The sequence below is a fragment of the Streptomyces sp. 8N706 genome, assembly GCF_052245415.1.
In the GTDB taxonomy this organism is placed as follows: Bacteria; Actinomycetota; Actinomycetes; order Streptomycetales; family Streptomycetaceae; genus Streptomyces.
The window spans coordinates 1-24,625 of sequence record NZ_JBQQBW010000097.1; the positions used below are offsets into that span (position 1 = coordinate 1).

Annotated in this window: 24 protein-coding genes; 13 read left to right on the forward strand and 11 right to left on the reverse strand. The window is 70.4% G+C overall.

Features of this window, described 5'->3' with window-relative positions; all coding sequences use genetic code 11:
• Positions 1-117: 117 nt before the first annotated feature.
• The 5 genes from fabF to ACTWQE_RS26935 form a co-directional block, all read right to left on the reverse strand.
• Positions 118-1,380: a beta-ketoacyl-ACP synthase II gene (gene fabF / locus ACTWQE_RS26915; protein WP_443331651.1), complete on the reverse strand. Its 1,263-nt coding sequence runs from the start codon at positions 1,378-1,380 to the stop codon at positions 118-120.
• A 76-nt stretch (positions 1,381-1,456) separates the two neighbouring features.
• Positions 1,457-1,702 carry an acyl carrier protein gene (locus ACTWQE_RS26920; protein WP_388845544.1) on the reverse strand — a complete coding sequence of 82 codons (246 nt, stop codon included), beginning with the start codon at positions 1,700-1,702 and terminating at the stop codon, positions 1,457-1,459.
• An 81-nt stretch (positions 1,703-1,783) separates the two neighbouring features.
• Positions 1,784-2,818 carry a ketoacyl-ACP synthase III gene (locus ACTWQE_RS26925; RefSeq protein WP_443331652.1) on the reverse strand — a complete coding sequence of 345 codons (1,035 nt, stop codon included), beginning with the start codon at positions 2,816-2,818 and terminating at the stop codon, positions 1,784-1,786.
• Positions 2,815-3,783 (reverse strand): ACP S-malonyltransferase, encoded by a 969-nt coding sequence (locus ACTWQE_RS26930; protein WP_443331669.1) that lies wholly within the window; start codon positions 3,781-3,783, stop codon positions 2,815-2,817. The genes ACTWQE_RS26925 and ACTWQE_RS26930 overlap by 4 nt, the downstream gene beginning before the upstream one ends.
• A gap of 89 nt (positions 3,784-3,872) precedes the next feature.
• Positions 3,873-5,057 (reverse strand): PucR family transcriptional regulator, encoded by a 1,185-nt coding sequence (locus ACTWQE_RS26935; protein WP_443331653.1) that lies wholly within the window; start codon positions 5,055-5,057, stop codon positions 3,873-3,875.
• 69 nt (positions 5,058-5,126) lie between these two features.
• Here ACTWQE_RS26935 and ACTWQE_RS26940 point away from each other — a divergent pair, with 69 nt between their 5' ends.
• Positions 5,127-5,777: a pirin family protein gene (locus tag ACTWQE_RS26940; RefSeq protein ID WP_443331654.1), complete on the forward strand. Its 651-nt coding sequence runs from the start codon at positions 5,127-5,129 to the stop codon at positions 5,775-5,777.
• 39 nt (positions 5,778-5,816) lie between these two features.
• On the opposite strand, the gene ACTWQE_RS26945 is transcribed toward ACTWQE_RS26940, so the two are convergent.
• Positions 5,817-6,632 (reverse strand): serine hydrolase domain-containing protein, encoded by an 816-nt coding sequence (locus ACTWQE_RS26945; protein ID WP_443331655.1) that lies wholly within the window; start codon positions 6,630-6,632, stop codon positions 5,817-5,819.
• Positions 6,633-6,794: 162 nt separating this feature from the next.
• Here ACTWQE_RS26945 and ACTWQE_RS26950 point away from each other — a divergent pair, with 162 nt between their 5' ends.
• Together ACTWQE_RS26950 and ACTWQE_RS26955 are read left to right on the forward strand one after the other, a co-directional pair.
• Positions 6,795-7,250 (forward strand): MerR family transcriptional regulator, encoded by a 456-nt coding sequence (locus ACTWQE_RS26950; RefSeq protein ID WP_443331656.1) that lies wholly within the window; start codon positions 6,795-6,797, stop codon positions 7,248-7,250.
• Between the two features lie 46 nt (positions 7,251-7,296).
• The gene (locus tag ACTWQE_RS26955) at positions 7,297-8,277 is read left to right on the forward strand and encodes an aldo/keto reductase (RefSeq protein ID WP_443331670.1); all 981 of its coding nucleotides are present in this window, start codon (positions 7,297-7,299) and stop codon (positions 8,275-8,277) included.
• Between the two features lie 211 nt (positions 8,278-8,488).
• Here the strand turns inward: ACTWQE_RS26955 and ACTWQE_RS26960 are convergent, their stop codons facing one another.
• From ACTWQE_RS26960 to ACTWQE_RS26970, 3 genes are all read right to left on the reverse strand, one after another.
• Entirely contained in the window at positions 8,489-9,397 is a 909-nt protein-coding gene (locus ACTWQE_RS26960; protein WP_443331657.1) for a DUF4429 domain-containing protein, read from the reverse strand.
• Between the two features lie 56 nt (positions 9,398-9,453).
• Complete coding sequence (locus tag ACTWQE_RS26965) at positions 9,454-10,692, reverse strand: alpha/beta hydrolase (RefSeq protein ID WP_443331658.1); 1,239 nt, start codon at positions 10,690-10,692, stop codon at positions 9,454-9,456.
• A 120-nt stretch (positions 10,693-10,812) separates the two neighbouring features.
• On the reverse strand, positions 10,813-11,484 hold the full coding sequence (locus tag ACTWQE_RS26970) for a TetR family transcriptional regulator (protein ID WP_443331671.1): 672 nt from the start codon (positions 11,482-11,484) through the stop codon (positions 10,813-10,815).
• A 420-nt stretch (positions 11,485-11,904) separates the two neighbouring features.
• Between ACTWQE_RS26970 and ACTWQE_RS26975 the strand changes: the two genes are divergently transcribed.
• Together ACTWQE_RS26975 and ACTWQE_RS26980 are read left to right on the forward strand one after the other, a co-directional pair.
• On the forward strand, positions 11,905-12,303 hold the full coding sequence (locus ACTWQE_RS26975; RefSeq protein WP_443331672.1) for a peptidase inhibitor family I36 protein: 399 nt from the start codon (positions 11,905-11,907) through the stop codon (positions 12,301-12,303).
• Between the two features lie 48 nt (positions 12,304-12,351).
• Positions 12,352-12,660 (forward strand): small hydrophobic protein, encoded by a 309-nt coding sequence (locus tag ACTWQE_RS26980; protein WP_443331659.1) that lies wholly within the window; start codon positions 12,352-12,354, stop codon positions 12,658-12,660.
• 83 nt (positions 12,661-12,743) lie between these two features.
• Here the strand turns inward: ACTWQE_RS26980 and aceE are convergent, their stop codons facing one another.
• Entirely contained in the window at positions 12,744-15,491 is a 2,748-nt protein-coding gene (gene aceE / locus ACTWQE_RS26985) for a pyruvate dehydrogenase (acetyl-transferring), homodimeric type (RefSeq protein WP_443331660.1), read from the reverse strand.
• 522 nt (positions 15,492-16,013) lie between these two features.
• On the opposite strand from aceE, the gene ACTWQE_RS26990 reads away from it, so the two are divergent.
• From ACTWQE_RS26990 to ACTWQE_RS27015, 6 genes are all read left to right on the forward strand, one after another.
• Positions 16,014-16,454: a DUF3052 domain-containing protein gene (locus tag ACTWQE_RS26990; RefSeq protein ID WP_443331661.1), complete on the forward strand. Its 441-nt coding sequence runs from the start codon at positions 16,014-16,016 to the stop codon at positions 16,452-16,454.
• 331 nt (positions 16,455-16,785) lie between these two features.
• A complete protein-coding gene (locus tag ACTWQE_RS26995; RefSeq protein WP_443331662.1) occupies positions 16,786-17,244 on the forward strand; it encodes a peroxiredoxin in 459 nt (152 codons plus the stop codon).
• Between the two features lie 129 nt (positions 17,245-17,373).
• Entirely contained in the window at positions 17,374-17,949 is a 576-nt protein-coding gene (locus tag ACTWQE_RS27000; RefSeq protein ID WP_443331673.1) for a TerD family protein, read from the forward strand.
• Positions 17,950-18,050: 101 nt separating this feature from the next.
• The gene (locus ACTWQE_RS27005; protein ID WP_443331663.1) at positions 18,051-18,626 is read left to right on the forward strand and encodes a TerD family protein; all 576 of its coding nucleotides are present in this window, start codon (positions 18,051-18,053) and stop codon (positions 18,624-18,626) included.
• 48 nt (positions 18,627-18,674) lie between these two features.
• Positions 18,675-19,811 (forward strand): DUF475 domain-containing protein, encoded by a 1,137-nt coding sequence (locus tag ACTWQE_RS27010; protein ID WP_443331664.1) that lies wholly within the window; start codon positions 18,675-18,677, stop codon positions 19,809-19,811.
• A 97-nt stretch (positions 19,812-19,908) separates the two neighbouring features.
• Positions 19,909-20,649: a TerD family protein gene (locus tag ACTWQE_RS27015; protein WP_443331665.1), complete on the forward strand. Its 741-nt coding sequence runs from the start codon at positions 19,909-19,911 to the stop codon at positions 20,647-20,649.
• Between the two features lie 71 nt (positions 20,650-20,720).
• Here ACTWQE_RS27015 and ACTWQE_RS27020 read toward each other — a convergent pair whose 3' ends face one another.
• On the reverse strand, positions 20,721-21,572 hold the full coding sequence (locus tag ACTWQE_RS27020; RefSeq protein WP_443331666.1) for a TerD family protein: 852 nt from the start codon (positions 21,570-21,572) through the stop codon (positions 20,721-20,723).
• 229 nt (positions 21,573-21,801) lie between these two features.
• Between ACTWQE_RS27020 and ACTWQE_RS27025 the strand changes: the two genes are divergently transcribed.
• Positions 21,802-22,971: an HpcH/HpaI aldolase/citrate lyase family protein gene (locus ACTWQE_RS27025; RefSeq protein ID WP_443331667.1), complete on the forward strand. Its 1,170-nt coding sequence runs from the start codon at positions 21,802-21,804 to the stop codon at positions 22,969-22,971.
• A partial coding sequence (locus tag ACTWQE_RS27030) for a phosphoribosyltransferase family protein (protein WP_443331668.1) occupies positions 22,968-24,625 on the forward strand: 1,658 nt, incomplete at its 3' end. The genes ACTWQE_RS27025 and ACTWQE_RS27030, both read left to right, overlap by 4 nt.

Sequence of the window (24,625 nt, forward strand, 5' to 3'; positions counted from 1 at the left end):
ACCGGGCAGCTCGGTGGCTGCCCGGTCATCGGCGTCATGACGGTGTTTCAACGCCCGGGCCTCGCGGACCCGCGAGGCCGTGGCACGAGGCGAGGCGGTGTGCCCCCTTCCCCCGGGTCAGACCGACCTGAAGGCCAGGACGACGTTGTGGCCGCCGAACCCGAAGGAGTCGTTGAGGGCCGCGATGGTCCCTTCGGGCAGGGGCCGGGCCTCGCCGCGTACGACATCAGCGTCGGCCTCGGGGTCGAGGGTGTCGATGTTGGTCGTCGGCGGAGCCAGCCGGTGGTGCAGCGCCAGGACGCTGGCGACGGTCTCCACGCCGCCGGCGCCACCCAGGAGATGTCCCGTCATGGACTTCGTGGCGGACAGGGCCATGTGGTCCACATCGTCGCCGAAGACCTTGCGGAGCGCCTTGATCTCGGCCACATCGCCCTGCGGGGTGGAGGTGGCGTGCGCGTTGATGTGCACGATCTCGGCGGGCTTGAGGTCGGTGGCCCCCATCAGGTTCTCCAGCGCGTGCGCGATGCCATTGCCGGAGGGCTCGGGCTGGGTGATGTGGTGGGCGTCCGCGGAGATGCCCTGGCCGAGGGCCTCGGCGTAGATCTTCGCGCCGCGCTGGGCGGCGTGTTCCGCCGACTCCAGGATGACCACCCCGGCGCCCTCCCCGAGGACGAAGCCGTCACGGGCCGTGTCGAACGGCCGGGACGCACCCTGCGGGTCGTCGTTGTTCTTGGACATCGCCATCATGTTGCCGAACGCGGCGATGGGCAGCGGGTGGATGGCCGCCTCGGTGCCGCCCGCGACGACGACATCGGCACGTCCGGAACGGATCATCTCGATGGCGTAGCCGATGGCCTCGGCCCCCGACGCACAGGCGCTGACGGGGGTGTGCACACCGGCCCGGGCGCCCACCTCCAGCCCGACGTTGGCCGACGGGCTGTTCGGCATCAGCATCGGCACGGTGTGCGGGGAGACACGGCGGACGCCACGCTCCTTGAGGACGTCGTACTGGTCGAGCAGGGTGGTCACGCCGCCGATACCGGAGGCGATGACCGCGCCCAGCCGGTCCGGGTTGATCGACGCGTCCTCGCCTGCCTTGGCGGTGAAGCCCGCGTCGGCCCACGCCTCACGCGCCGCGATCAGCGCGAACTGGGCCGAACGGTCCAGCTTGCGGGCCTGCGGGCGGGGGATGATCTCGCCCGGTTCGACCGCGATCTGCGCGGCGATCCGTACCGGAAGCTGCTCGGCCCACTCCTGCTCGAGAGGGCCGACGCCGGAACGTCCCGCGATCAGACCTTCCCAGGTCGATGCGGTGTCGCCACCCAGCGGTGTGGTTGCGCCGATACCGGTGACGACCACGGTGCGATTGGTCGCATTCACAGGAATTCTTTCTCCACGTGTCGAGGGGTCCGAATCGACGGCGCCACCGCGGGGTGGCGACTAACGCTCGGCTGGATCAGGCCTGGTGCTTGAGGATGTAGTCGACGGCGTCGCCCACGGTCTTGAGGTTCTTGACGTCGTCGTCCGGAATCTTCACGTCGAAGCGCTCCTCGGCGGCGACGACGACCTCGACCATGGACAGCGAGTCGACGTCCAGGTCGTCGGTGAAGGACTTGTCGAGCTCGACGTCCTCGGTGGGGATACCGGCGATCTCGTTGACGATCTCCGCGAGACCCTCGAGGATCTCCTTCTGGTCGGCCATTTGCGGCGCTCCTTCGGTGTTTTCGGTGCTCTGTGTGGTGAAACGATGCTGCCCGGAAGGCCCGGACTGCGTAGATCTTGCTTAAGGGAGGGTAACGACCGTCGCGGCGTAGACGAGACCCGCCCCGAACCCGAGGACGAGCGCGGTGTCGCCGCTCTTCGCCTTCCCGGCCGCCAGGAGCCGCTCCATGGCGAGCGGAATCGAGGCGGCCGAGGTGTTGCCGGTGGTCTCCACATCACGGGCGACCGTGACGTGCTCCGGCAGTTTGAGGGTCTTCACCATCGAATCGATGATCCGCAAATTGGCCTGGTGCGGAATGAAGACGTCCAGGTCGTCCGCGGTGATTCCGGCCGCGTCCAGCGCCTGCTGGGCGACCTTCGCCATCTCGAACACGGCCCAGCGGAAGACGGTCTGTCCTTCCTGGCGGATGGCGGGGAACTTCAGTTCGCCGTCCTCACCGACCGGAAGCTGCGCGACGTCGCCGACGCGGAACTCGTCCCAGGCGACCGTCTGTGTGATGACGTCCGCCTTGTCGCCCTCGGAACCCCAGACGGTGGGGCCCATGCCGGGGTCCTCGGACGGGCCGACGACGACCGCGCCGGCGCCGTCGCCGAAGAGGAAGGCCGTGGAGCGGTCGGTCACGTCGGTGAGGTCGGAGAGCCGCTCGACGCCCACGACGAGCACGTACTCGGCGCTGCCCTCCAGGATGAGGCCCTTGGCGATCGTCAGGCCGTAGACGAAGCCCGCACAGGCCGCGGAGATGTCGAAGGCGGCGGCCTTGCCCGCGCCCAGGCGGTGGGCGATCTCCGTGGCGATGGACGGGGTCTGCTTGAAGTGCGAGACCGTCGAGATGATGACGGTGCCGATCTGCTCGGCGGTGATCCCGGCGTCCGCGATGGCCTTGCCCGCCGCCTCCACGGACATCTCGGCCACGGTCTCGTCCGGGCTTGCCCAGTGCCGGGTCGCGATACCGGAGCGCGAGCGGATCCACTCGTCGGAGGAGTCGATGTGCTTCAGGATCTCCTCGTTGGGCACCACACGGGTCGGGCGGTAGCCACCGACGCCGAGGAGACGCGCGTACGGCGACCCCTTACTGGCCTTGATCTTCGCGGTCATGCTTCTTGCGGCTCCTGTTCGGCGGGGGTGCCCACGGAGGCGGCGTGCTCGGCGATCAGCTCGCGGGCCGCCTCGATGTCGTCCGGCGTCTTCAGGGCGACGGTCCTCACCCCGGACAGGGCGCGCTTGGCCAGCCCGGTGAGGGTGCCGCCCGGGCACATCTCGATCATCCCGGTGACACCGAGCTCCTGGAAGGTCTCCATGCACAGATCCCAGCGGACCGGGTTGGACACCTGGGTGACCAGCCGCTGAATGATCTCCTCGCCGGACTCCACGACCTGTCCGTCGGTGTTGGAGACATAGGGGATCTCGGGGTCCCGCACCGTGACGCCCGGGACCAGGGTCTCGAGCGTTGCGACGGCGGGAGCCATGTGGTCGGTGTGGAACGCGCCCGCGACCTTCAGCGGGATGACCCGCGCGCGCTCGGGCTTGTCCGCGGCGAGGGCCGCCAGCTGCTCGGAAGTGCCCGCTGCGACGATCTGGCCCGCGCCGTTCATGTTCGCCGGAGTCAGGCCGAGCCCCTCGAGGTGGGCCACGACCGCGTCGGGGTCGCCGCCGAGCACAGCGGACATACCGGTCTCGGTGACGGTCGCCGCCTGGGCCATCGCCAGGCCGCGCTGCCGTACGAGCACCATCGCGGACTCGGCCGTGATCACACCGGCGGTCGCGGCGGCGGTGAGCTCACCGACGCTGTGACCGGCGGTGGCACCCACCACGGACCGGCTCTCGGCGGCATCGGGGAACACCGAGAGCGCCGAGACCAGGCCGGCGGCCACGAGGAGCGGCTGGGCCACGGCGGTGTCGCGGATCTCGTCCGCGTCGGCCTTGGTGCCGTAATGGATCAAGTCCAGACCGGAGACGGCCGACCACCACTGAAGGCGTTCGGTGACGCCGGGCAGTTCGAGCCAGGGAGCCAGGAAGCCGGGCGACTGAGCGCCTTGGCCGGGAGCGACGAGTACGAGCACTCTCACACTCTCTCTTGCGGCCGGTCGGGAAGACCGGTGGGGACAGGGACCAAGAACCGTCGGGGGAATTGTGGGTGTCCGACAAAAGTCTAAAGTTGAGGATCGCCTTGGGCCAGACGGCCCAGAATCAGGGCGATACGGAGGGTGAACGCCGACCGTACATCGGAAGGCGACCATCCGGTGACGTCGGTCACACGTCGGAGCCGGTAGCGCACGGTGTTCGGATGGACGAACAACATCCGCGCCGCGCCTTCCAGGCTGCTCGCCTGTTCCAGATAGACGCTGAGGGTCTCCAGCAGCGCCGAGCCCGCCTCCTCCAGCGGTCTGTAGATCTCCTCCACCAGCTGCTCACGGGCGGAGACATCACCCGCCATCGCGCGCTCGGGCAGCAGATCGTCCGCCAGTACGGGGCGCGGGGCGTCCGGCCAGGCCGTGCACGCCCGCAGGCCCGCGTTGGCGGCCTGTGCCGAACGGGAGGCCGACACCAGATCCCCGACGACGGGCCCGGCGACCACCGGGCCCGCGGCGAACGGGCCGATCAGCGCCTTCGCCGTACGGAGCGGATCGTTGCTGCCCCCGGCGACCACGATGAGCCGGTCGCCCAGCACCCCGGTCAGCACCTGGAGCTTGGCGTGCCGGGCGGCACGTCGGATCGCCTCCACGGTCAGCTCGCTGTCACCGTTCGGGGCGGTGCCGAGAACGACGATGACGTGCTCGGGGGAGTTCCAGCCCAGGGCGGCGGCGCGGGACAGCGCGCCCTCGTCCGCCTCGCCGGAGAGCACGGCGTTGACGACGAGCGATTCGAGCCGGGCGTCCCAGGCGCCGCGCGCCTCCGCGGCCTGCGCGTACACCTGGGCGGTGGCGAAGGCGATCTCGCGGGCGTAGACGAGCAGGGCCTCGCGGAGCACCGACTCGTCGCCCGGCGCGGCGACCTCGTCGATGGCCGCCTCCATGACCTCGATGGTCGTACGGACCATCTCCACGGTCTGGCGCAGGGTGATCGCGCGGGTCAGCTCGCGAGGCGCGGTGCCGAAGACGTCGGTGCTGATGGCCTGGGGGGTCTCCGGGTGCCGGAACCACTCGGTGAAGGCGGCGATACCGGCCTGGGCGACCAGACCGATCCAGGAACGGTTCTCCGGAGGCATGGCGCGGTACCACGGAAGCGTCTCGTCCATACGGGCGATGGCGTTCGCGGCGAGGCGGCCGGAGGATTTCTCCAGCCGCCGCAGAGTCGCGGCGTGCGGGTGAGCGTCAGCGGATCCGGATTCAGGCACGTGACAAGACTGCCTTATGCAGCGCGCTCTCCGTCCCGCCCCCTCCCCGTGCCTCGGTACCGTGGACGGATGATTCAGGTGAGGCGGGCGCGGGAGCGCTATCGGGGCGGGGAGCCGGAGGCGGGGATCGAGACCCGGCACGCGTTCTCCTTCGGACCCCACTACGACCCGGACAATCTGCGCTTCGGGGCGCTCGTCGCCTGCAACGAGGAGCGCCTGGCGCCGGGGGCGGGCTTCGACGAGCATCCGCACCGCGATGTGGAGATCGTCACCTGGGTCGTCGAGGGGGAGCTCACCCACCGTGACTCGGCGGGGAACGTCTCGCTCGTACGCCCCGGCGATGTGCAGCGGCTCAGCGCGGGCGGCGGGGTCCGGCACACGGAGCGGAACGACGGGGAGGAGCCGCTCCGTTTCGTCCAGATGTGGCTGGAGCCCTCGGTGCAGGCCGGCGAGCCGTCCTACGAGATCGTCCGGGGCATCGCCGACAGCACGCCGTACGCGCTGGAGCGGGCCGGGGCGGTGCTGCACATCCGGCGCCTGGCCGAGGACGAACGCGGGGCGCTGCCCGGGGCGGAGCGGGTGTACGTCCAGGTGGTGCGCGGTCAGGTGCGGCTGCCGGGCGAACTGCTGGGCCCGGGGGACGAGGCGCGGATCAGCGGTGCGCGGGAGCTGGAGATGGCCGCCGCCGCCCCGGCCGAGGTGCTGGTGTGGGAGATGTGACGCGCCGAGGGTGAGGCGTGTGACGCACCGAGAGGCAGCTCAGCGTCCGAGCTCGGAGAGGACCGCCTCCGTGAAGGGCGGCCATGCGTCGATGGCCCACTGGCCGAAGGCGCGGTCCGTGAGCGCGACGCAGGCGGCTCCCGCCTCCGGGTCGACCCACAGGAAGGTCCCGGACTGGCCGAAGTGGCCGAAGGTGCGGGGCGAGGACGAAGAGCCCGTCCAGTGCGGGGACTTGGCGTCGCGGATCTCGAAGCCGAGGCCCCAGTCGTTGGGCTTCTGGTGGCCGTAGCCGGGGAGGACCCCGGACAGGCCGGGGTGGACCACCGAGGTGGCCTCGGCGACGGTCAGCGGGTGCAGCAGCTGCGGGGCCTGGAGCTCGGCGGCGAAGCGGACCAGATCGTCGACGGTCGACACGGCGTCCTTGGCGGGGGAGCCGGGCAGCTCGGTGGAGGTCATCCCCAGCGGGTCGAGCACGGCCTGGCGCAGATACTCGGCGAAGGGGATGTCCGTGGCCTTGGCGATGTGGTCGCCCAGCGTCTCGAACCCGGCGTTGGAGTAGAGCCGGCGCGTCCCGGGCTCGGCCGTCGTGCTGTGCTCGTCGAAGGCGAGACCGGAGGTGTGCGCGAGCAGATGCCGCACGGTCGACCCCTCCGGCCCGGCGGGCTCGTCCAGCTCGACGGCCCCCTCCTCGTAGGCGACGAGCACGGCGTACGCGGTGAGCGGCTTGGTGACCGAGGCGAGCGGGAAGCGGTGGCCGGTCGGCCCGTGGGACCCGGCGAGCGTGCCGTTGCTCCGTACGACGGCGGCGGCCGCGGTGGGGACCGGCCAGTTCTCGATCATGCGCAGGCTCTGCATGGGCCCGAGCCTAACGTGGGGCCCGCGGGCACCGAACGCCTGGCCGCGCCCCGGACGGATGGCCGGAAACCGATGGATGATCGCCCTTGCTTGGAGTGCACTCCAACTCTTTAGCGTTGAGATCGCGTGAGGGTGTTCCGCTATGCGAAGGATGGTGACGGCATGACCGTGACGGAGAGCGAGCCGGTACAGCCGCGCGTGTGTGTGAATGCCGCCGCTCCGCGCCCCCGCCCGGCCGGGCAGGACCGGTACACGATCAGCGAGGTGGCGGACGTCACCGGGCTCACCGCGCACACGCTGCGCTGGTACGAGCGGATCGGCCTGATGCCGCACGTCGACCGGTCGCACACCGGCCAGCGCCGCTACAGCGACCGGGACCTCGGCTGGCTCGACTTCGTCGGCAAGCTGCGGCTGACCGGGATGCCGGTCGCGGACATGGTCCGCTACGCCGAGCTGGTACGGGCCGGTGAGCACACCGTCGCCGAGCGCCTCGAGCTGCTGGAGGCGCACCGCGAGGACGTACGCCGGAGGATCGACGAGCTGGGGGACACCCTCACGGTCCTCGATTTCAAGATCGATCGTTATGCGGACGCCCGGAGGGCGTCGGAGAGGGCCTGAAGTGAGTGACGAGAAGGATCAGAAGATCGCCGGGGTCGAACTGGGCATGGGCGGTCCGCGGACCGGTGTACAGGGACTCGGCTGCATGGGCATGAGCCACGCCTACGGACCGACGGACGGGGCCGAGGCGCGGGCCACGCTGGAGCGGGCTCTCGAACTGGGCGTCACGCTGTACGACACCGCCGATATATACGGCTTTGGAGAGAACGAGAAGTTCATCTCCCCCTTCGTGCGGGCCCACCGCGAACAGATCGTGCTGGCCACGAAGTTCGCCGTCATCCTGGACCCGGACAACCCCTCGCACCGGGGCATCCGCAACGACCGCCCGTACCTCCGCGCGTGCATCGAGGGCAGCCTGCGGCGCCTGGATGTCGACGCGATCGACCTCTACTACATGCACCGCCGCAATCCGGACGTGCCGATCGAGGAGACGGTCGGCGCGATGGCGGAGCTGGTGCAGGAGGGCAAGGTCAAGCACCTGGGCCTGAGCGAGGTCACGGGGCCGGAACTACGGGCCGCCCACGCCGTGCACCCGATCGCGGCCGTCCAGTCGGAGTGGTCGCTCTTCAGCCGCGACGTGGAGCGTGCGGTCGTGCCGACGGCGGCCGAGCTCGGTGTGGCCTTCGTGCCGTACTCACCGCTGGGCCGAGGCTTCCTGACGGGGTCGTTCGTGGACGCGGACAGCGAGCTGACGGCGGATGACTTCCGGAAGACCGTTCCGCGGTTCACCGGGGACAACGCGGCGGCGAACGCCGCCCTCCTGGAGCCCGTACGCACCATCGCCGAGAACCGCGGAGTGACGCTCGGGCAGATCGCTCTCGCCTGGGTGCAGCAGCAGGCCAGGGTGCACGGGCTGCCGGTCGTGCCGATCCCGGGCACGCGCAAGCGCAGCCGGGTGGAGGAGAACACGGCCGCGACGCGGATCGTGCTGAGCGCCGAGGAACTCGCGCTGCTCGAGCCGATCGCGGACAAGGTCGCAGGTGGGCGCTCTCCCGATATGGCGTTCACGTCGGCGGGGCGTGAGTAGGGGAGCAGTGGGGCGCGGGGGGCGAGGCGCGCACCTCGGAGCCGGGGGCGGCGGCGCGGGGTGAAGCGCGGGAGACGCAGAGCTCGGGGCGCGGCCTCGGAGCCCGGGGCGCGGGGGGTGCGGCGGCAGCCCCGGAGCTCGGAGGGTGGCGGCAGCGTCGGCCGGGGGCCGCGGTGCGGGGCCCGCGGTGCGGCGGCGCCGGGCTGTGGCCTCAGAGCTCGGCGAGGAGTTCGGCCTTCTTGGAGCTGAACTCCTCGTCCGTCAGCAGCCCCGCCTCGTGCAGCGCCCCCAGGTGCCGGATGCGGTCCGCGATGTCCGCGGGGTCGGGGCGTGCCTTGTCGGTCAGGGCCGACGGGGTACGGGGCGCGGGTACCGTGCCGTGCTCCGGCTCCGCGGCCCGGATGGCCTCCAGTACGGCCGCGGCGAACGGCAGTGACTCGTGCACCAGCCCGTAGCCGAGTCCGAAGACGACCGCCGCCGGATCCTGGTCGGCCTCACCGGGCTGCGGCGTTCGCCCCGCGTCGGCGGTCCCCCTCGCCGCGCCCCGGCGGACCAGCCGCAGATGCCCGTTGAGGACCTCCGGCGAGCGCCAGTCCACATCCGCCAGCTCGGTGACCGCGAAGCTCTGGTCGCCGGCCTTCCACTTCGCGGAGGACGCGCCCGTCCAGAACCAGCGGAAGGCGACGGCCGTGCCGTCGAAGGACGCCTTGCCGTCGTAGGCCTTGAAGTTCAGTGGCGGTGGCGGTGCCGGGACCAGATACCGATCGGCGGGCTCGTCGGCCGCCTTACCGAGCGCCGCGCGCATCTCGTCGGCGTAGTACTCGGCGAGCATCTCGCGTTCGGCGGGGAGCACCAGCCGGTACGGGTCGGAGCCCGCCTTGAGTTGTCCGTCCGCCGCGTCCATCAGGGGGTCGGCGCCGCGCCGGGGCACGGCGCGCAGCGCCATCGTTCCCCGTTTGCCGGGAGTGAGCTCCACCGCTGCCAGCGCCTCGTAGGGAATCCGTCGCTCACCGAGCACCTGGAACAGCTTCGGCGTACGGATGCCCCGTTCGAAGCGGATGAGCACGGAGTCCGAGTCGAACTCCCAGACGGTGTGAAAACCGGCCAGCACATCACCCATGCGGCTCATCGTATGCGGCGGTCGCCCGCCCGTCCCCCTTCGGTGCGCTACGCGCGTCAAACCGCTTCGGGCCCGCGAATGTCGGCTTTGCAGTCCGTGGCCAGGCCCGGCGCACAGGTGACCGAGTGCAGCGCCCCGACCCCGATCTCGGCGAAGTTCTCCAGGCTGTCGGTGCCGGGCTCGTAGTAGCCGGTGTGTCCGATGGCGCGGTCCGCGGAGAGCACCCGGGCGCCGAAGCCACGCGAGACCGGGTCCGCGCCGTGCCCCAGCTCGCCGAACTCCAGGTTCGGCACGTCCTGGATCCAGTCGTCGGCGTCCCGCGTCGCCCAGACACGGGCCTTGGTGCCGAGCCCGGCGGCGTTCTCCGCGCGCATGCCGGGGCTGCCCGACACCGCGATGTCGGTGACCTTCGCGGGCAGGGTGCGTGCGGCGACGCCGCAGACCACCGAGCCGTAGCTGTGGCAGAACAGCGAGACGCGCGAGGCGGCAGGCAGCGAGCCGACAAGGCGCTGGAGCCGTACGGCCCCGTCCTCGGCGAGTCGCCCGATGGCGGCGTCCACGCCCAGCCCCGCGGGAGCGGTGTAGTCGGCCCAGGCGATGACGGCGGTACGGGCCATGGGTTGCTCGGCGCGCTCGGCGTTGTACAGCGAGCGGGCCATGCCGACGGGCGCGCTGTTCTTGCGGTCGGTGCGCTCGAAGTTCGCCAGATTGGTGTCCACCCCGGGCACCACGACCGACACCTGACGGGCGCGCGCGAGGTCGCCGAAGACCTCGGCGGCCCGGCCCGCCCCGGTCGGATCGAAGGCGAGGATCTGCCGCCCCTTGGCCTGCATCGACGCGAAGCGGTGCATCAGGCGCCCGGCCTGCTGACGACCCTCCGGGGTGAGCCGGTGGTCGTTCATACGTTCCTCCGCCGTCCTGCGGGCCTCGCCGATGGCGATCCGGTTCGCGCGGTAGCGCAGCTCCACCGGCGCTCCGCCCAGATTGCCGACGACCAGCGGGTAGCGCTGGGCAAGACGGTCCTGATCGGCCGGGGCGAGCGAGTGGAAGAAGCGGGCCAGCTTCGCGGAGCCCGACTCCGGATCGGGCAGCTCACGGCCGTCGACGGAGCCGTGCAGCCAGGCCGTGAGCGCCGCCTGACGCGGGCCGGGGTCGGGCTGATGGTTCCGGATGGCGGTCCAGCCCGTGGTCGCCAGCAGGACGAAGACCACGGCCAGGGCGAGCACCGTGCGCCACGCAGGGGAGTCGCCGAGCCATGATGGGGTGGAGGAGCCGAGCTCAGGGAAAGAAGACACTGCGGGACACCCTAGGAGAAGCGACGGGCGACCCGTGGGGGGCGTGACCGAGATCACGTTTCAAGCGGGTGCAATTAGCGTCACATCGGGCACTGTCCTCGGCGTGGCGTACGGACGCCGTTACGGTCCGTGAGTCCGCCAGTCCTCGGTGAGAGCCGGTCCGATCTGGTCCAGATGGCTCTGGGTGATCGCGCGGATCTCTTCCACACCGACGTCATGGCCCGCTCCCCAGACCCGGCCCGCCACCCGCATCACCCCGGTGAACACCGCCACGAGCACCCGCGGCCGCGGGTCGGTCCCCACATCGAGCCCCGCCCGGCGGGCGATCTCCCGCGCCATCCGCTCCTCCAGCTCGGTCGAGCGGCGCAGATGGACGGCGAGCAGCGCGGGGGTCGACTCGATCACCCGGTACATCCGCAGATGAAGCTCGGGGGGCACGGTCTCCTCGACGGCCTCTCCCAGGGTGTCCCAGCCGTGGATGACGGCGTGGCGCAGGGCGGTCGTCGGTGCCTCGTCGGCCGGCCGCCCGCACAGAGCGGCGAAGAAGTGGGCCTCCGCCACCTCCTGGACGGCGAAGGCCGCCTCCTCCTTGCCGGCGAAGTAGCGGAAGAAGGTGCGCTGGGAGACGTCCGCGGCACCGGCGATCTCGTCGACCGTCGTCTCCTCGTACCCCTGACTGGTGAACAGTTCGAAGGCGGAGCGCACCAGGGCGTTCCGCGTGCGCTGTTTCCTGCGCTCCCGGAGCCCGCCCGGCACCGCCGGGCTCACGGCTGATCCCGTTGCCTGATCCATCGTCACGTACCGGCCCTCTTCCGCCGCGTCACCGCCGTTCACGATACCTGTGAGGGGCAGGGCAGCCGCCGTGAGCGACGGGCTGTCCGCCCTCTGGCCGAGCAGCGCCGGCCGTCACGTCCGGGGTGTGGCCGGCCCCGCCCGACGACGTGGCCCGCCGTCAACATCGCACGTCAACAAGGTCTGCCGGAGGAACCCGGCAGGGCTGTCGCCTATCCGGGTGGCATCCGCCGCCGGGGCTTGGAGCGTCGGCAGCCCTGCGCGAGGCTCTCCCCGGGCCTGCATGGGGCAACTGCCCGGCGTCAGGCCCGCTGTTCGACAACCACGGGGAGTGTGATCCATATGAGCAGGACGCCGCGTGCCATCAGGCCGCGCCTCAACCCGGTCGTGACCGCGACGGCCATCGCCGTGGCCGCGGGCATGCTGATCCCGGCCACGGTCACGGCAACGGCTGCGCCCGGCCCGTCAGCGCCCGGCCCGTCAGCGGCCGGAGCCGTACGGGCGACACCCGTACGGGGCACTGCCGCACAGCCCCCGCTCGGCGACTGTTCGGCCGGGCAGCTGTGCCTCTGGGAGAAGAACGATTTCCGCGGCACGCGACAGGTTTATGAGCTCTCCGGCGTCGACATCGAGAGCTGTGTCCCCCTGCCGCGCGGTGCCCGCGCCGCCTCGCTGGCGAATCGCACCGGGCGCCCCGTCACCACCTACCAGAGCAGTGAATGCGGCGAAACGGGAGAATTCGATACGTACCCGGGCGGAGGCAGCTGGGTGCCCCAATCGCCGTACCAGGTGCGGGCCTTCAAGGTCTGGGAGCGCTGAACGCGGGTACCCGCGAGAAGAGCCGGTTTCGGCCAACCCCGAGGAGGGATGATGGCTGGCTTCGGACACACCGCCCGTACGCGCAGGTACCCCCGCTCACGCAGCCGGATGTGGTCGCGGGGCGGGCCGGATCGCGCGACGCTGGGCATGGCCGGTCTGATCTGTGCGATTGCGGGATTCTTCGTGCTGGGGATCGTCCTCGGCCCGGCCGCGGTCGTCTCCGGCCGGCTCGCCATGGGGCGCCGCTGGAGCGGAGCACCCGGCCCGGCGCTCGTCGCCGTGGTGCTGGGTGCGATCGACACTCTCCTGGCACTCATCTGGTCGACGGGCAGCCCGCCGACGGGCGGTCTCCTCTGAACTGAGGACAGACGGCGCGCCCCGACCGGATCCCTCCCGGTCGGGGCGCGCCGTATGCCAGCCGTGTACGACGCGGACGCCGGCTACGCGTCACCGCCCGCGGGGCCCGGGTCGGCCGCCGCGGCGTCCAGCAGCTGGTAGCGGTCGATCGCCTGCTTCAGCACCGAGCGGTCGATCCGGCCCTCCTTGGCGAGCTCGGTGAGCACACCGAGGACGATCGACTGGGCGTCGATGTGGAAGAAGCGCCGCGCCGCACCGCGGGTGTCGGCGAAGCCGAAGCCGTCGGCGCCCAGCGACTGGTACGTCCCCGGCACCCAGCGCGCGATCTGGTCCGGGACGGCCCGCATCCAGTCGGACACGGCCACCTTCGGGCCCTCGGCGTGCTGCAGCTTGCGTGTGATGTACGGGACGCGCTGCTCCTCCTCCGGGTGCAGCAGGTTGTGCTCCTCCACCTCGACGGCCTCGCGCCGCAGCTCGTTCCAGGAGGTCGCCGACCAGACGTCCGCCTTGACGTTCCACTCGTCGGCCAGGATCCGCTGGGCCTCGGCCGCCCACGGGACCGCGACACCGGAGGCGAGGATCTGGGCCGGGATGTCGCCCTTCTCGCCCGCCTTGTAGCGGTGGATGCCCTTGAGGATGCCCTCGACGTCCACATCGGCCGGCTCGGCCGGATGCTGGATCGGCTCGTTGTACACGGTGAGGTAGTAGAAGATGTCCTCGCCGTGCGGGTGCTCGTCGGACGAGCCGTACATCCGGCGCAGACCGTCCTGGACGATGTGCGCGATCTCGTAGCCGAACGCCGGGTCGTACGCGACGACCGCCGGGTTGGTCGAGGCGAGCAGCTGCGAGTGGCCGTCCGCGTGCTGCAGCCCCTCACCGGTCAGGGTCGTACGGCCCGCGGTCGCGCCCAGTACGAAACCGCGCGCGAGCTGGTCGGCCATCTGCCAGAACTGGTCACCGGTCCGCTGGAACCCGAACATCGAGTAGAAGACGTAGACCGGGATCAGCGGCTCGCCGTGCGTGGCGTACGAGGAGCCCGCCGCGATCAGCGAGGCCGTGCAGCCCGCCTCGGAGATGCCGTCGTGCAGCATCTGGCCGGTCGGGGACTCCTTGTAGGCCAGGAGCAGCTCCCGGTCCACCGCCTCGTACTGCTGGCCCAGCGGGTTGTAGATCTTCGCCGACGGGAAGAAGGAGTCCATTCCGAAGGTGCGGTACTCATCGGGGGCGATCAGCACGAAGCGCTTGCCGATCTCCTTGTCCCGCATGAGGTCCTTCAGCAGCCGGACGAACGCCATCGTGGTGGCGATCGACTGCTGGCCGGAGCCCTTCTTCACGGCCGCGTAGGTCTTGTCGTCCGGGAGGTTCAGCGGCTTGGACCGCACGACGCGGGTCGGCACGTAGCCGCCCAGCCCCTTACGGCGGTCGTGCATGTACTGGATCTCCTCGGAGTCGCGCCCCGGGTGGTAGTACGGCGGCAGGCCGGACTCCAGCTCCTTGTCCGCGATCGGGATGTGCAGCCGGTCGCGGAAGCGCTTGAGGTCGTCGACCGTCAGCTTCTTCATCTGGTGGGTCGCGTTGCGGCCCTCGAAGTTCGGGCCGAGCGTCCAGCCCTTGACGGTCTGCGCGAGGATCACGGTCGGCTGGCCCTTGTGGGCCTTGGCCGCCGCGTACGCCGCGTAGATCTTCTTGTGGTCGTGGCCGCCGCGGCCCAGGTACAGGATCTGGTCGTCGGTCATGCCGTCGACCATCTTGCGCAGCCGCAGGTCGTCACCGAAGAAGTGCTCGCGGATGTACGCGCCGGTCTCGGTGGCGTACGTCTGGAACTGGCCGTCGGGGGTGGTGTTGAGCTTGTTGACCAGCACACCGTCGCGGTCCTGCGCCAGCAGCGGGTCCCAGCTGCGGTCCCAGACCAGCTTGATCACATTCCAGCCGGCGCCGCGGAAGTACGACTCCAGCTCCTGCATGATCTTGCCGTTGCCGCGCACCGGGCCGTCGAGGCGCTGGAGGTTGCAGTTCACCACGAAGGTGAGGTTGTCCAGGCCCTCACGGGCGGCGATGGACAGCTGGCCGAGCGACTCCGGCTCGTCCATCTCGCCGTCGCCGAGGTAGGCCCACACGTGCGACTTGGAGGTGTCGGCGATTCCGCGCGCCTCCAGATAGCGGTTCATCCGCGCCTGGTAGATCGCGCCCATCGGACCGAGGCCCATGGAGACGGTCGGGAACTCCCAGAAGTCCGGCATCAGCCGCGGGTGCGGGTAGCTGGACAGACCGTAGGGGGCCTTCGACTTCTCCTGGCGGAACGCATCGAGCTGCTGCTCGTTCAGCCGGTCCAGGAGGTACGCACGGGCGTAGATGCCCGGGGAGGCGTGGCCCTGGAAGAAGATCTGGTCGCCGCCGTCCCCCTCGTCCTTGCCGCGGAAGAAGTGGTTGAAGCCCACGTCGTAGAGCGACGCCGAGGAGGCGAAGGTGGCGATGTGGCCGCCCACGCCGATACCCGGGCGCTGCGCGCGGGAGACCATGACGGCCGCGTTCCACCGGGTCGCGTTCAGGACCTTGCGCTCGATCTCCTCGTTGCCCGGGAAGAACGGCTCGTCCTTGGTCGCGATGGTGTTCACGTAGTCCGTGCTGCGCATCTCGGGCACGGCCACGCGCTTCTCGCGGGCACGCTCGATCAGGCGGAGCATCAGGTAGCGGGCACGCTCGCGGCCCCGCTCGTCGACCGCTGCGTCGAGCGAGTCGAGCCATTCCCGGGTCTCTTCGGGATCAAAGTCCGGGACCTGGCTGGGAAGGCCGCCAATGATGATCGGGTTGCGATCGGATCCGGAAGCCACGCTGTTCCTTCGCTGTTCGGTTCGTGTCTGTACACGGGTGAGGTTCAGTCTCGACTGGTGTCGCACCGCCTCCCATCGTGTACCTCGGAGGGCGGTAACGTCATCTCTACTGGGCGGTAACGCCACTCTGTGAGATTCCATGCCAAAAGGCCGGCGGTGTCTGCGGCCGGATCGCAACCCTACGCCCACGTGGGCCGTGGTGGGCGTACAGGCGTTCGCCTCCCCCGCCGCCGCCCCTCCGGCCCCCGGACCTGCACGGCGCCGCCCCGGCGCTCCGTGAACCCGGCGGGAAGGCTGTGACGTGCGTCACTGGCGACCGTTCCCGCATGATGGGAGTTGCGCCGACACTCCCCCTAACTCCGTATGCTCCACATAACTCCGTATGGGGGCGGCCCCATACGTTTGGGCGGGATCGGTGGCTGGGTACTTGCGCGAACCGCCCCGCCCGTGTGGACTACGGCCAATACCTCGCGTACGCGCGGGGTGACAGACAACTTCTCGAAAGACGACAGGAGGCAATCCGTGAGCGCGACCGCGGACCACGCGGAGGAGCGGACCAACCCTGCCGCCAGGCTGGGTTTCCAGCCCGGACAGGTGGTCCAGGAGCTCGGTTACGACGAGGACACCGAGCAGGAGCTGCGTGAGGCGATCGAGGAACTCACCGGCACGGAGCTCGTCGACGAGGATTACGACGACGTGGCCGACGCTGTCGTGCTGTGGTTCCGCGAGGACGACGGCGACCTGACGGACGCGCTGGTGGACGCCACCACGATGATCGACGCCGGGTCCCCGGTCTGGCTGATGACGCCGAAGACCGGCCGCGAGGGATACGTCGAGCCGAGCGACATCGGCGAGGCTGCGCAGACCGCCGGCCTGGCGCAGACCAGCAGCGTCAACGCGGGCAAGGACTGGACCGGCAGCCGTCTGGTGACCCCCAAGGCCGCACGCTCCGGCAAACGCTGACCGACGGCGGCCGCACACCGGCCCCTCGGCCCTCGCCCCGGCCACAGCACTGGGCGCCCCGGTACCGGAGGTGCCGCAGTCCGGGGTGCGGAGGGGCCGGACTCTGCCCGAGCACCCACGCGTCACGCGCGTCCGGCCCCCGCGTTCCCCGCGTCCCCGCCTCTCGGCGGACGGAGCCGCGGACCATCGTCAGTGCCCCCGGCGGTCCACCGCCGGGGGCACGGTGCGTCACGCCCGGCGCACAGTGACAGACTGGCCCGCGAACCCGCCGGCGGCCGGGTGGCACACCACCGTCCCGGGGCCGGCCCGTCTCGAGAGAGGGATACGTGCGATGGCTATCGAGGCCGGTACGAAGGCTCCGGACTTTGAGCTGAAGAACCAGCACGGCGAGACCGTGCGTCTCTCCGACTTCCGCGGGGAGAAGAACGTCGTCCTGCTCTTCTACCCGTTCGCCTTCACCGGTGTATGCACCGGCGAGCTGTGCGCCCTGCGGGACGAGCTGCCGAAGTTCGTCAACGACGAGGTGCAGCTGCTCGCCGTCTCCAACGACTCCCCGTTCACCCTGCGGGTGTTCGCCGAGCAGGAGGGCCTGGAGTACCCCCTGCTGTCGGACTTCTGGCCGCACGGCAACGCCTCGCGCGAGTACGGCGTCTTCGACGAGGAGAAGGGCTGCGCCGTGCGCGGCACCTTCGTCATCGACAAGGAGGGCGTGGTGCGCTGGACGGTCGTCAACGGCCTGCCCGACTCCCGTGACCTGAACGAGTACGTCAAGGCGCTCGACTCCCTCTGACCGGCATCCTCTGATGCAAACCCCCTGTAGTCGGGGGGAACCGCTCACTAGGATCGATTCGTTGATCCGATGGCACGCACGACGGGGGCGCAGGGTGTCTACGTTCCCCTCAAAACTATGGGAGGACTCGTGGGAGTCAGCCTCAGCAAGGGCGGCAATGTCTCGCTGTCCAAGGCAGCCCCCAACCTGACCGCCGTCATCGTCGGTCTGGGCTGGGACGCCCGTACCACCACCGGTACCGACTTCGACCTCGATGCCAGCGCCCTGTTGACCAACGACGAGGGCAAGGTCGGCAACGACCAGAACTTCGTCTTCTTCAACAACCTCAAGAGCCCTGACGGCTCCGTTGAGCACACCGGTGACAACATCACCGGTGAGGGCGAGGGCGACGACGAGGTGATCAAGGTGAACCTGGCCGGGGTGCCGGCCGATGTCGCCAAGATCGTGTTTCCGGTCTCGATCTACGAGGCGGAGAGCCGCCAGCAGAGCTTCGGCCAGGTCCGCAACGCCTACATCCGCGTGGTGAACCAGGCCGACAACAACGAGCTGGCGCGCTACGACCTGAGCGAGGACGCCTCGACCGAGACCGCGATGGTCTTCGGCGAGCTGTACCGCAACGGGGCGGAGTGGAAGTTCCGGGCGATCGGGCAGGGGTACGCCTCCGGGCTGCGCGGTATCGCGCAGGACTTCGGCGTCAACGTCTGACCTCGAGCCCGCACGCGTCCGGCGCCGCACACCCCCACGGAGTGCGGCGCCGGACGCGGCTCGGTTCACTGACTCAGGTCACTCAGGGGAGGAAAAGGACCATGGGCGTCACGCTCGCCAAGGGAGGCAATGTCTCCCTCTCCAAGGCCGCGCCGAACCTCACACAGGTGATGATCGGGCTGGGCTGGGACGCGCGCTCCACCACCGGAGCACCGTTCGATCTCGACGCCAGCGCGCTGCTGTGCCAATCGGGCCGGGTGCTCGGCGACGAGTACTTCGTCTTCTACAACAACCTCAAGAGCCCCGATGGCTCCGTGGAGCACACCGGTGACAATCTCACCGGTGAGGGCGAGGGCGACGACGAGTCGATCCTGGTGGACCTCTCCAAGGTGCCCGCCCAGGTCGACAAGATCATCTTTCCGGTCTCGATCCATGAGGCCGACAGCCGCGGCCAGACCTTCGGGCAGGTCAGCAACGCCTTCATCCGGGTGGTGAACCAGGCTGACCAGCAGGAACTGGCCCGTTACGACCTGAGTGAGGACGCCTCGGGAGAAACCGCGATGATCTTCGGCGAGGTCTATCGATACGGGGGGGAGTGGAAGTTCCGGGCAGTCGGACAGGGGTACGCGTCAGGACTGCGCGGCATCGCTCTAGACTTCGGGGTCAACGTTTCGTAAAGCCGCGCACTGAGCGCGGGGGACCCCGTACACACGATTGGGTAGCCAGTGCTTCTGAAAACCTTTGGCTGGTCGTTCGCCGTCACGGCGATCGGCCTCGCCGCGGCGGCGTGGGGCTGGGGCTGGGAGGCGTTCGGGGTCGTCCTGATCCTCTCCATCCTCGAGATCTCGCTGTCTTTCGACAACGCGGTCGTGAACGCAGGCGTGCTGAAGAAGATGAACGCCTTCTGGCAGAAGATCTTCCTCACCATCGGCATTCTCATCGCCGTCTTCGGTATGCGGCTGGTCTTCCCGGTGGTCATCGTCGCGATCAGCGCCAAGGTCGGCCCGATCGAGGCCGTCCAACTGGCCATCGACGAGCCGGACCAGTATCAGGACCTCGTCACCGACGCCCATCCGGCGATCGCCGCGTTCGGCGGTATGTTCCTGCTGATGATCTTCCTCGACTTCATCTTCGAGGACCGGGACATCAAGTGGCTCACCTGGCTCGAGCGCCCGCTCGCCAAGCTGGGCAAGGTCGACATGCTCTCCGTCTGCATCGCGCTGGTCGCGCTGCTGCTGGCGGCCATGACCGTCGCCACCCACGCACACCAGAGCACCGGCCACGCCGACAAGTCGGCGACGGTCCTTCTCGCGGGCGTCGCCGGCCTGATCACTTATCTCATCGTGGGAGGCCTCTCCGGCCACTTCGAGAACAAGCTCGAGGAAGAGGAGGAGCGCGAGCAGGAGGCCGAGGAGAAGGCCAAGAAGGCGGGCAAGGAGCCCTCCATGGTCGGACTCGCGGGCAAGGCCGCGTTCTTCATGTTCCTCTACCTCGAGGTCCTCGACGCGTCCTTCTCCTTCGACGGTGTCATCGGTGCCTTCGCCATCACCAACCAGATCTTCTGGATGGCGCTCGGCCTCGGCATCGGCGCGATGTACGTCCGGTCCCTCACCGTCTATCTGGTCCGCCAGGGCACCCTGGACGAGTACGTCTACCTCGAGCACGGCGCGCACTACGCGATCGGTGCGCTGGCGGTGATCCTGCTGGTCACCATCCAGTACCAGATCAGCGAGATCATCACCGGTCTCGTCGGCGTCGTGCTGATCGCCTGGTCCTTCTGGTCCTCGCTGCGCCGCAACCGCGCCCTTGAGGGCGAGGGAGGCTCCGCCGAGGAGAAGTCCGAGGTCACCTCCGGAGTGTGACCACGGAGGGTTTGAGGAACGCTTCGGAGCGGGGCGGTCACGAGACGCGGTCTCGGGACCGCCCCGCGGCATTCGGGGCCGACGAGTGGGGGTGGAGATGTCCTTCTGGAACAACCTGCTGCGAGGCGGGCATTCGGGGTTCGACAGCGGCAGCGCGTCGTCCAACACCATTGAGCTGACGAAGCGTCACCGGACGGTGTCGCTCACCAAGCAGGGGGCGGCCACCGGCAATCTCCGGGTCAATCTGTCCTGGCGGATGCGGACGTCCGACATAGGTGGCAGCACCGGGCGGACCCGTGATCTGCTGCGCCATCCGTCCAAGATGTTCAAGCCCGAGGTGGTGCAGGCCCAGGGGCCCGCGGTGGTGCAGATCGACCTGGACCTGGCCTGCCTCTATGAGCTCAAGGACGGCACCAAGGGGGTGGTCCAGCCCCTCGGTGACTTCTTCGGCGACATCAACTCCCCGCCCTATGTGAAGCTCAGCGGCGACGACCGGTTCGGCTCCGGGTCCGGTGAGACGATCTACATCAATCTCGACCACCGGGACGAGATCAAGCGACTGCTGATCTTCGTCTACATCTACGACGGCACACCGGCCTTCGACCGCACGCACGCCATCGTCACGCTCTACCCGAGCAACGGCCCCCGGGTGGAGATCGGGCTGGACGAGCGGGCCCCGCAGGCCCGCTCCTGCGCGGTGGTGCTGATCGAGAACAACAAGGGCGAGCTGACCGTCCGCCGCGAGGTGAAGTACGTCTACGGCTTCCAGGCGGAGCTCGACCGGCTCTACGGCTGGGGGCTGCACTGGGGCCGCGGCTTCAAGAAGTCGGGGGTCTGACCGCCGCGTACCGGCAGCGCTGGAGCGGCGCGTAGGGGAGCCGGAGGGCGGTCGGCGCGGCGGCCCTCAGCTCATCGGTTCCGCTGGAACTGCGGCCCCTGCGGCGGCAGCGTGACCTCCGCGGCGGCGGGCTGCGGCGGCTGGGGGTAGCCGTACGCGGGCTGCTGCGGATAGCCGTACGCGGGCTGCCGGGGGAGGGGCGGCGCACTGGGAGGGGGCAGCGGGTAGCCGTATCCCGGCTGGAGCGGTTCTGTCACCGCGGGCTGCGGCTGCTCGTCCGGCAGCGGCTGGGCCTGGGTCCGGGGCTGCTGGGGCTCCGGCTGGGGCAGGGGCCAGTCCTCGGGCTCCGGGCCGTCGGCCGCCGCCTCGCTCTCGTCCACGGAGATGCCGAACTCCGTGGTCAGCCCGAGCAGCCCCGAGTCGTACCCCTGGCCCAGGGCGCGGAACTTCCAGCCCTCGCCGCGCCGGTACAACTCCCCGCAGATCAGCGCCGACTCGTCACCGGTCTCCGGGCGTACGTCGAAGGTGGCGATCGGCTCGCCGCCGCCGGCCGGGCCGTCCTGCGCCGCGTCGTACAGCAGCACGCACAGGTCCCGTACGAGACCGAAGGCGCCCCCGTCCGCCGACGCGGCGAGCACCACCCGGTCGACCGACGGCTCCAGCGCCGACAGCTCGGCCTCGACCGCGTCCGTCAGCCCTTCCGCCAGCCGCTTCTTGGCCAGATGGCGGACCAGCCCCGAAGGGTGTCGCGGCTGGTTGTAGAAGATGAAGTCCTCGTCCGAGCGCACCCGGCCGTCGGGTCCGAGCAGCAGGGCCGACGCGTCGATGTCGGGCACCTCGGGGCCGGGGGTCCAGCGCAGTACCGCCCGTACGGTGGTGGCCTCCAGCGGGATGTTCGACCCCTTGAGCATCGCGTGCGTCATGGCGGCAATCCTGCCCTCCCGGGGGTGGCGGCGACAACGCGGGGGCCCGGCTTGCCGGAAGCGGGCGTCCGGAGGGCGCGGCGCATAGGGCCGGACGGGCGAGAGGCAATGCCCGCGACCCGAGTGGGTTACTTGTTTTTCATGCACTTGGGGAACTTTTGACCTCTGGCCGCACGTACGATTACCGGCCAGATCGAGTCACCGCACAGTCGGCACCACGGGGAGTGATATGCGACATTTCGGGCATCTTCCGCCCGGAGTCCGGGAGGGCCTGTTCTACCGTGAACCGGCCGAGTTCAGCGCGGATTCCCCGGCTCGTACGCTCGCGGTCGCTCTCGGCGCCACGCTCTACAGCCCCGCCACCCGGCCCGGGCTCGGCGACGACGTGCTCAAGCAGTCGGCCCGTGGCGTGGTGTCCATGGTGCTGTGCCTGGAGGACTCCATCGACGACGCCGAGGTCGCGGGCGCCGAGGAGAACCTGGTCCGCCACCTCACCGACCTCGACCGCGGCGGCCGGGACCTGCCCCTGCTGTTCGTACGGGTCCGGGAGCCGGAGCAGATCCCCGATCTCGTCAGCCGGCTCGGACCGGCCGTGAGGCGTCTGTCCGGATTCGTGCTGCCGAAGTTCACCGAAGAGCGCGGGGTCCCCTTCCTGGAGGCGCTGACTGCCGCGGAGGCGGCCTGCGGGCGCCGCCTCTTCGCCATGCCCGTCCTCGAGTCACCGGAGCTGCTGCACCTGGAGAGCCGCACCGAGACGCTCGACGGCATCCGGCGGACCGTGGACAAGTACCGCGACCGCGTTCTGGCCCTGCGGCTCGGAGTGACCGATTTCTGTTCGGCGTACGGGCTGCGCCGGCCACCCGACATGACGGCCTACGACGTCCAGATCGTGGCCTCGGTGATCGGCGATGTGGTCAACACCCTGGGACGGGCGGACGGCACCGGCTTCACCGTGACCGGGCCGGTGTGGGAGTACTTCCGTCTCCAGGAGCGGATGTTCAAGCCCCAGCTGCGGCGCAGCCCGTTCACCGGGCGCGCCGAGGAGCTGCGCACCGCGCTCATCGAGCACGACCTCGACGGCCTGCTGCGCGAGATCGAACTCGACCGGGTCAACGGCCTGCAGGGCAAGACCTGTATCCACCCCTCGCATGTCACGCCCGTGCATGCGTTGTCCGTGGTCAGCCATGAGGAGTTCACGGACGCGGCCGACATACTCAGCCCCGAGCGCTGCGGCGGCGGAGTGCTGCGGTCGGCGTACACGAACAAGATGAACGAGGTGAAGCCGCACCGGGCGTGGGCCGAGCGCACGCTGCTGCGGGCCGAGGTCTTCGGGGTCGCCCGGGAAGACGTCGGCTTTGTCGAACTGCTCGCGGCCGGGCTGAAGGGATCCGGCGGATGATGGATGTGAACGAGACCGGAGGGAAACGCGGCATGGTGTGGTCGGGGCAATGGGTCGCGGACCGGCTGGGCGTCCGGCTCACCGGTGACGAGGAGCTGAGCGAACTGCTGGGCCTGGCGCTGCGGAGCAACCCCAAGCGTGCCCATCTGCTCGTCTCGAATGTGCTCGGCAAACATGTGCCGCAGCGGCCCGGGACCGTATACGGGGCCGGGCTCGGGCTGGGCCGGCGGGTGCGGGACCTGCTGGGTGAGACCGCGGCCGCGAAGGCGGTCGTGGTCGGCTACGCCGAGACCGCCACCGGGCTGGGCCACGCCGTCGCCGACGGAGTCGGCGTCGCGCCCTATCTGCACTCCACCCGGCGCCCGGTGGCCGGCGTCGAGCCCGCCGCGGGCTTCGAGGAGTCCCACAGCCACGCGACCGACCACCTGCTGCTGCCCGAGAACCCGGCGCTGCTGGCGGGTGACGGGCCGCTGGTGCTCGTCGACGACGAGTTCTCGACCGGCAACACCGTCCTGAACACCATCCGCGCCCTGCACGCGCGCTTCCCGCGCGACCGCTACGTCATCGTCGCCCTCGTCGATATGCGGTCGCCCGCGGACCAGGGGCGGCTGGAGGCGTTCGCGGCCGAACTCGGCGCCCGGGTGGACCTGGTCGCCCTGGCGGCGGGCACCGTGCGGCTGCCGGAGGATGTCCTGACCCGCGGCCAGGCGCTCGTCGAGGCCCACGAGACCGCGCCGCCCGAGCCCGCGGCGGCGTACGAGGTGCTGCGCGTGGACCTCGGCTGGCCCGAGGGGCTGCCCGACGGCGGGCGGCACGGCTTCACGCCCGGCCACCGGGCCGCGCTGGAGGCGGCCCTGCCCGGCATGGCCGCCCGGGTCGCCGAAGCCGTCGGGCCCGGCGCGCGGCGGGTCCTCGTCCTCGGATCCGAGGAGCTGATGTACGCACCGCTGAGGCTGGCCGGGGCACTGGACCGGGTCCTGGACGGCGCCGAGGTGCGCTACTCGACCACCACACGGTCGCCCGTGCTGGCCGTGGACGCCCCGGGATACGCGATCCGCACCCGGCTCGTCTTCGGTGACCACGACACGCCGGCGGACGGCCCGGGCCCCCGGTACGCGTACAACGTGGCCCCCGGGAAGGACGCCGACCGCCGTTTCGACACGGTCGTCGCCGTCGTCGACTCCGTGGCGGACACGCCCCGACTCCTGGCCCCCGGCGGCCTGTTGGCCCAGCTGGCCGCACACACCGGGCGGGTCCTGCTGGCGGTGGTGCCCTCCTACGTACCCGGCGCCGTGGGCGCCCCCGGGGCGGGGGGGCTGTCCGGGGCCGAGTGTGTCCCCGGGGCCGAGTACGCCTCCGGGGCGGCGGAGGCTTCCGTCGCCGGGGATGCCTCCGGCCGGTGGTCCGGGTCGGAGGCCGGGGATGCGGGGGATGCCTCCGGCCGGTCGTCCCGCTCGGACGCCGGGGACGCCGTCGGCGTGTCGTACCGCGCCGGTCCGTCGTGCGTCTCCGGCGGGGCGGACACCTCGGGTGCGTCGTACGTCCCCAGCACGTCGTCCGCCTCGGGTACGTCGTCGGCCTCCGGTGCGTCGTCGGCCTCCGGTGTGTCGTACGTCCCCGGCCCGTCGTCAGTCTCCCGCCCCGCGTACGTCCC

Bases quoted from the DNA above. Each gene is read 5' to 3' on its own strand.
- ACTWQE_RS26945 (WP_443331655.1), bottom strand. From the start codon at position 6,632: ATGCAGAGCCTGCGCATGATCGAGAACTGGCCGGTCCCCACCGCGGCC.
- ACTWQE_RS26980 (WP_443331659.1), top strand. From the start codon at position 12,352: ATGATGGCTGGCTTCGGACACACCGCCCGTACGCGCAGGTACCCCCGC.
- ACTWQE_RS26920 (WP_388845544.1), bottom strand. From the start codon at position 1,702: ATGGCCGACCAGAAGGAGATCCTCGAGGGTCTCGCGGAGATCGTCAAC.
- ACTWQE_RS26975 (WP_443331672.1), top strand. From the start codon at position 11,905: ATGCTGATCCCGGCCACGGTCACGGCAACGGCTGCGCCCGGCCCGTCA.
- ACTWQE_RS27015 (WP_443331665.1), top strand. From the start codon at position 19,909: ATGTCCTTCTGGAACAACCTGCTGCGAGGCGGGCATTCGGGGTTCGAC.
- ACTWQE_RS27020 (WP_443331666.1), bottom strand. From the start codon at position 21,572: ATGACGCACGCGATGCTCAAGGGGTCGAACATCCCGCTGGAGGCCACC.
- ACTWQE_RS27025 (WP_443331667.1), top strand. From the start codon at position 21,802: ATGCGACATTTCGGGCATCTTCCGCCCGGAGTCCGGGAGGGCCTGTTC.
- ACTWQE_RS26950 (WP_443331656.1), top strand. From the start codon at position 6,795: ATGACCGTGACGGAGAGCGAGCCGGTACAGCCGCGCGTGTGTGTGAAT.
- ACTWQE_RS26955 (WP_443331670.1), top strand. From the start codon at position 7,297: ATGGGCGGTCCGCGGACCGGTGTACAGGGACTCGGCTGCATGGGCATG.
- ACTWQE_RS26970 (WP_443331671.1), bottom strand. From the start codon at position 11,484: ATGGATCAGGCAACGGGATCAGCCGTGAGCCCGGCGGTGCCGGGCGGG.
- ACTWQE_RS26940 (WP_443331654.1), top strand. From the start codon at position 5,127: ATGATTCAGGTGAGGCGGGCGCGGGAGCGCTATCGGGGCGGGGAGCCG.
- ACTWQE_RS27005 (WP_443331663.1), top strand. From the start codon at position 18,051: ATGGGCGTCACGCTCGCCAAGGGAGGCAATGTCTCCCTCTCCAAGGCC.
- ACTWQE_RS26960 (WP_443331657.1), bottom strand. From the start codon at position 9,397: ATGGGTGATGTGCTGGCCGGTTTTCACACCGTCTGGGAGTTCGACTCG.
- ACTWQE_RS26995 (WP_443331662.1), top strand. From the start codon at position 16,786: ATGGCTATCGAGGCCGGTACGAAGGCTCCGGACTTTGAGCTGAAGAAC.
- ACTWQE_RS26925 (WP_443331652.1), bottom strand. From the start codon at position 2,818: ATGACCGCGAAGATCAAGGCCAGTAAGGGGTCGCCGTACGCGCGTCTC.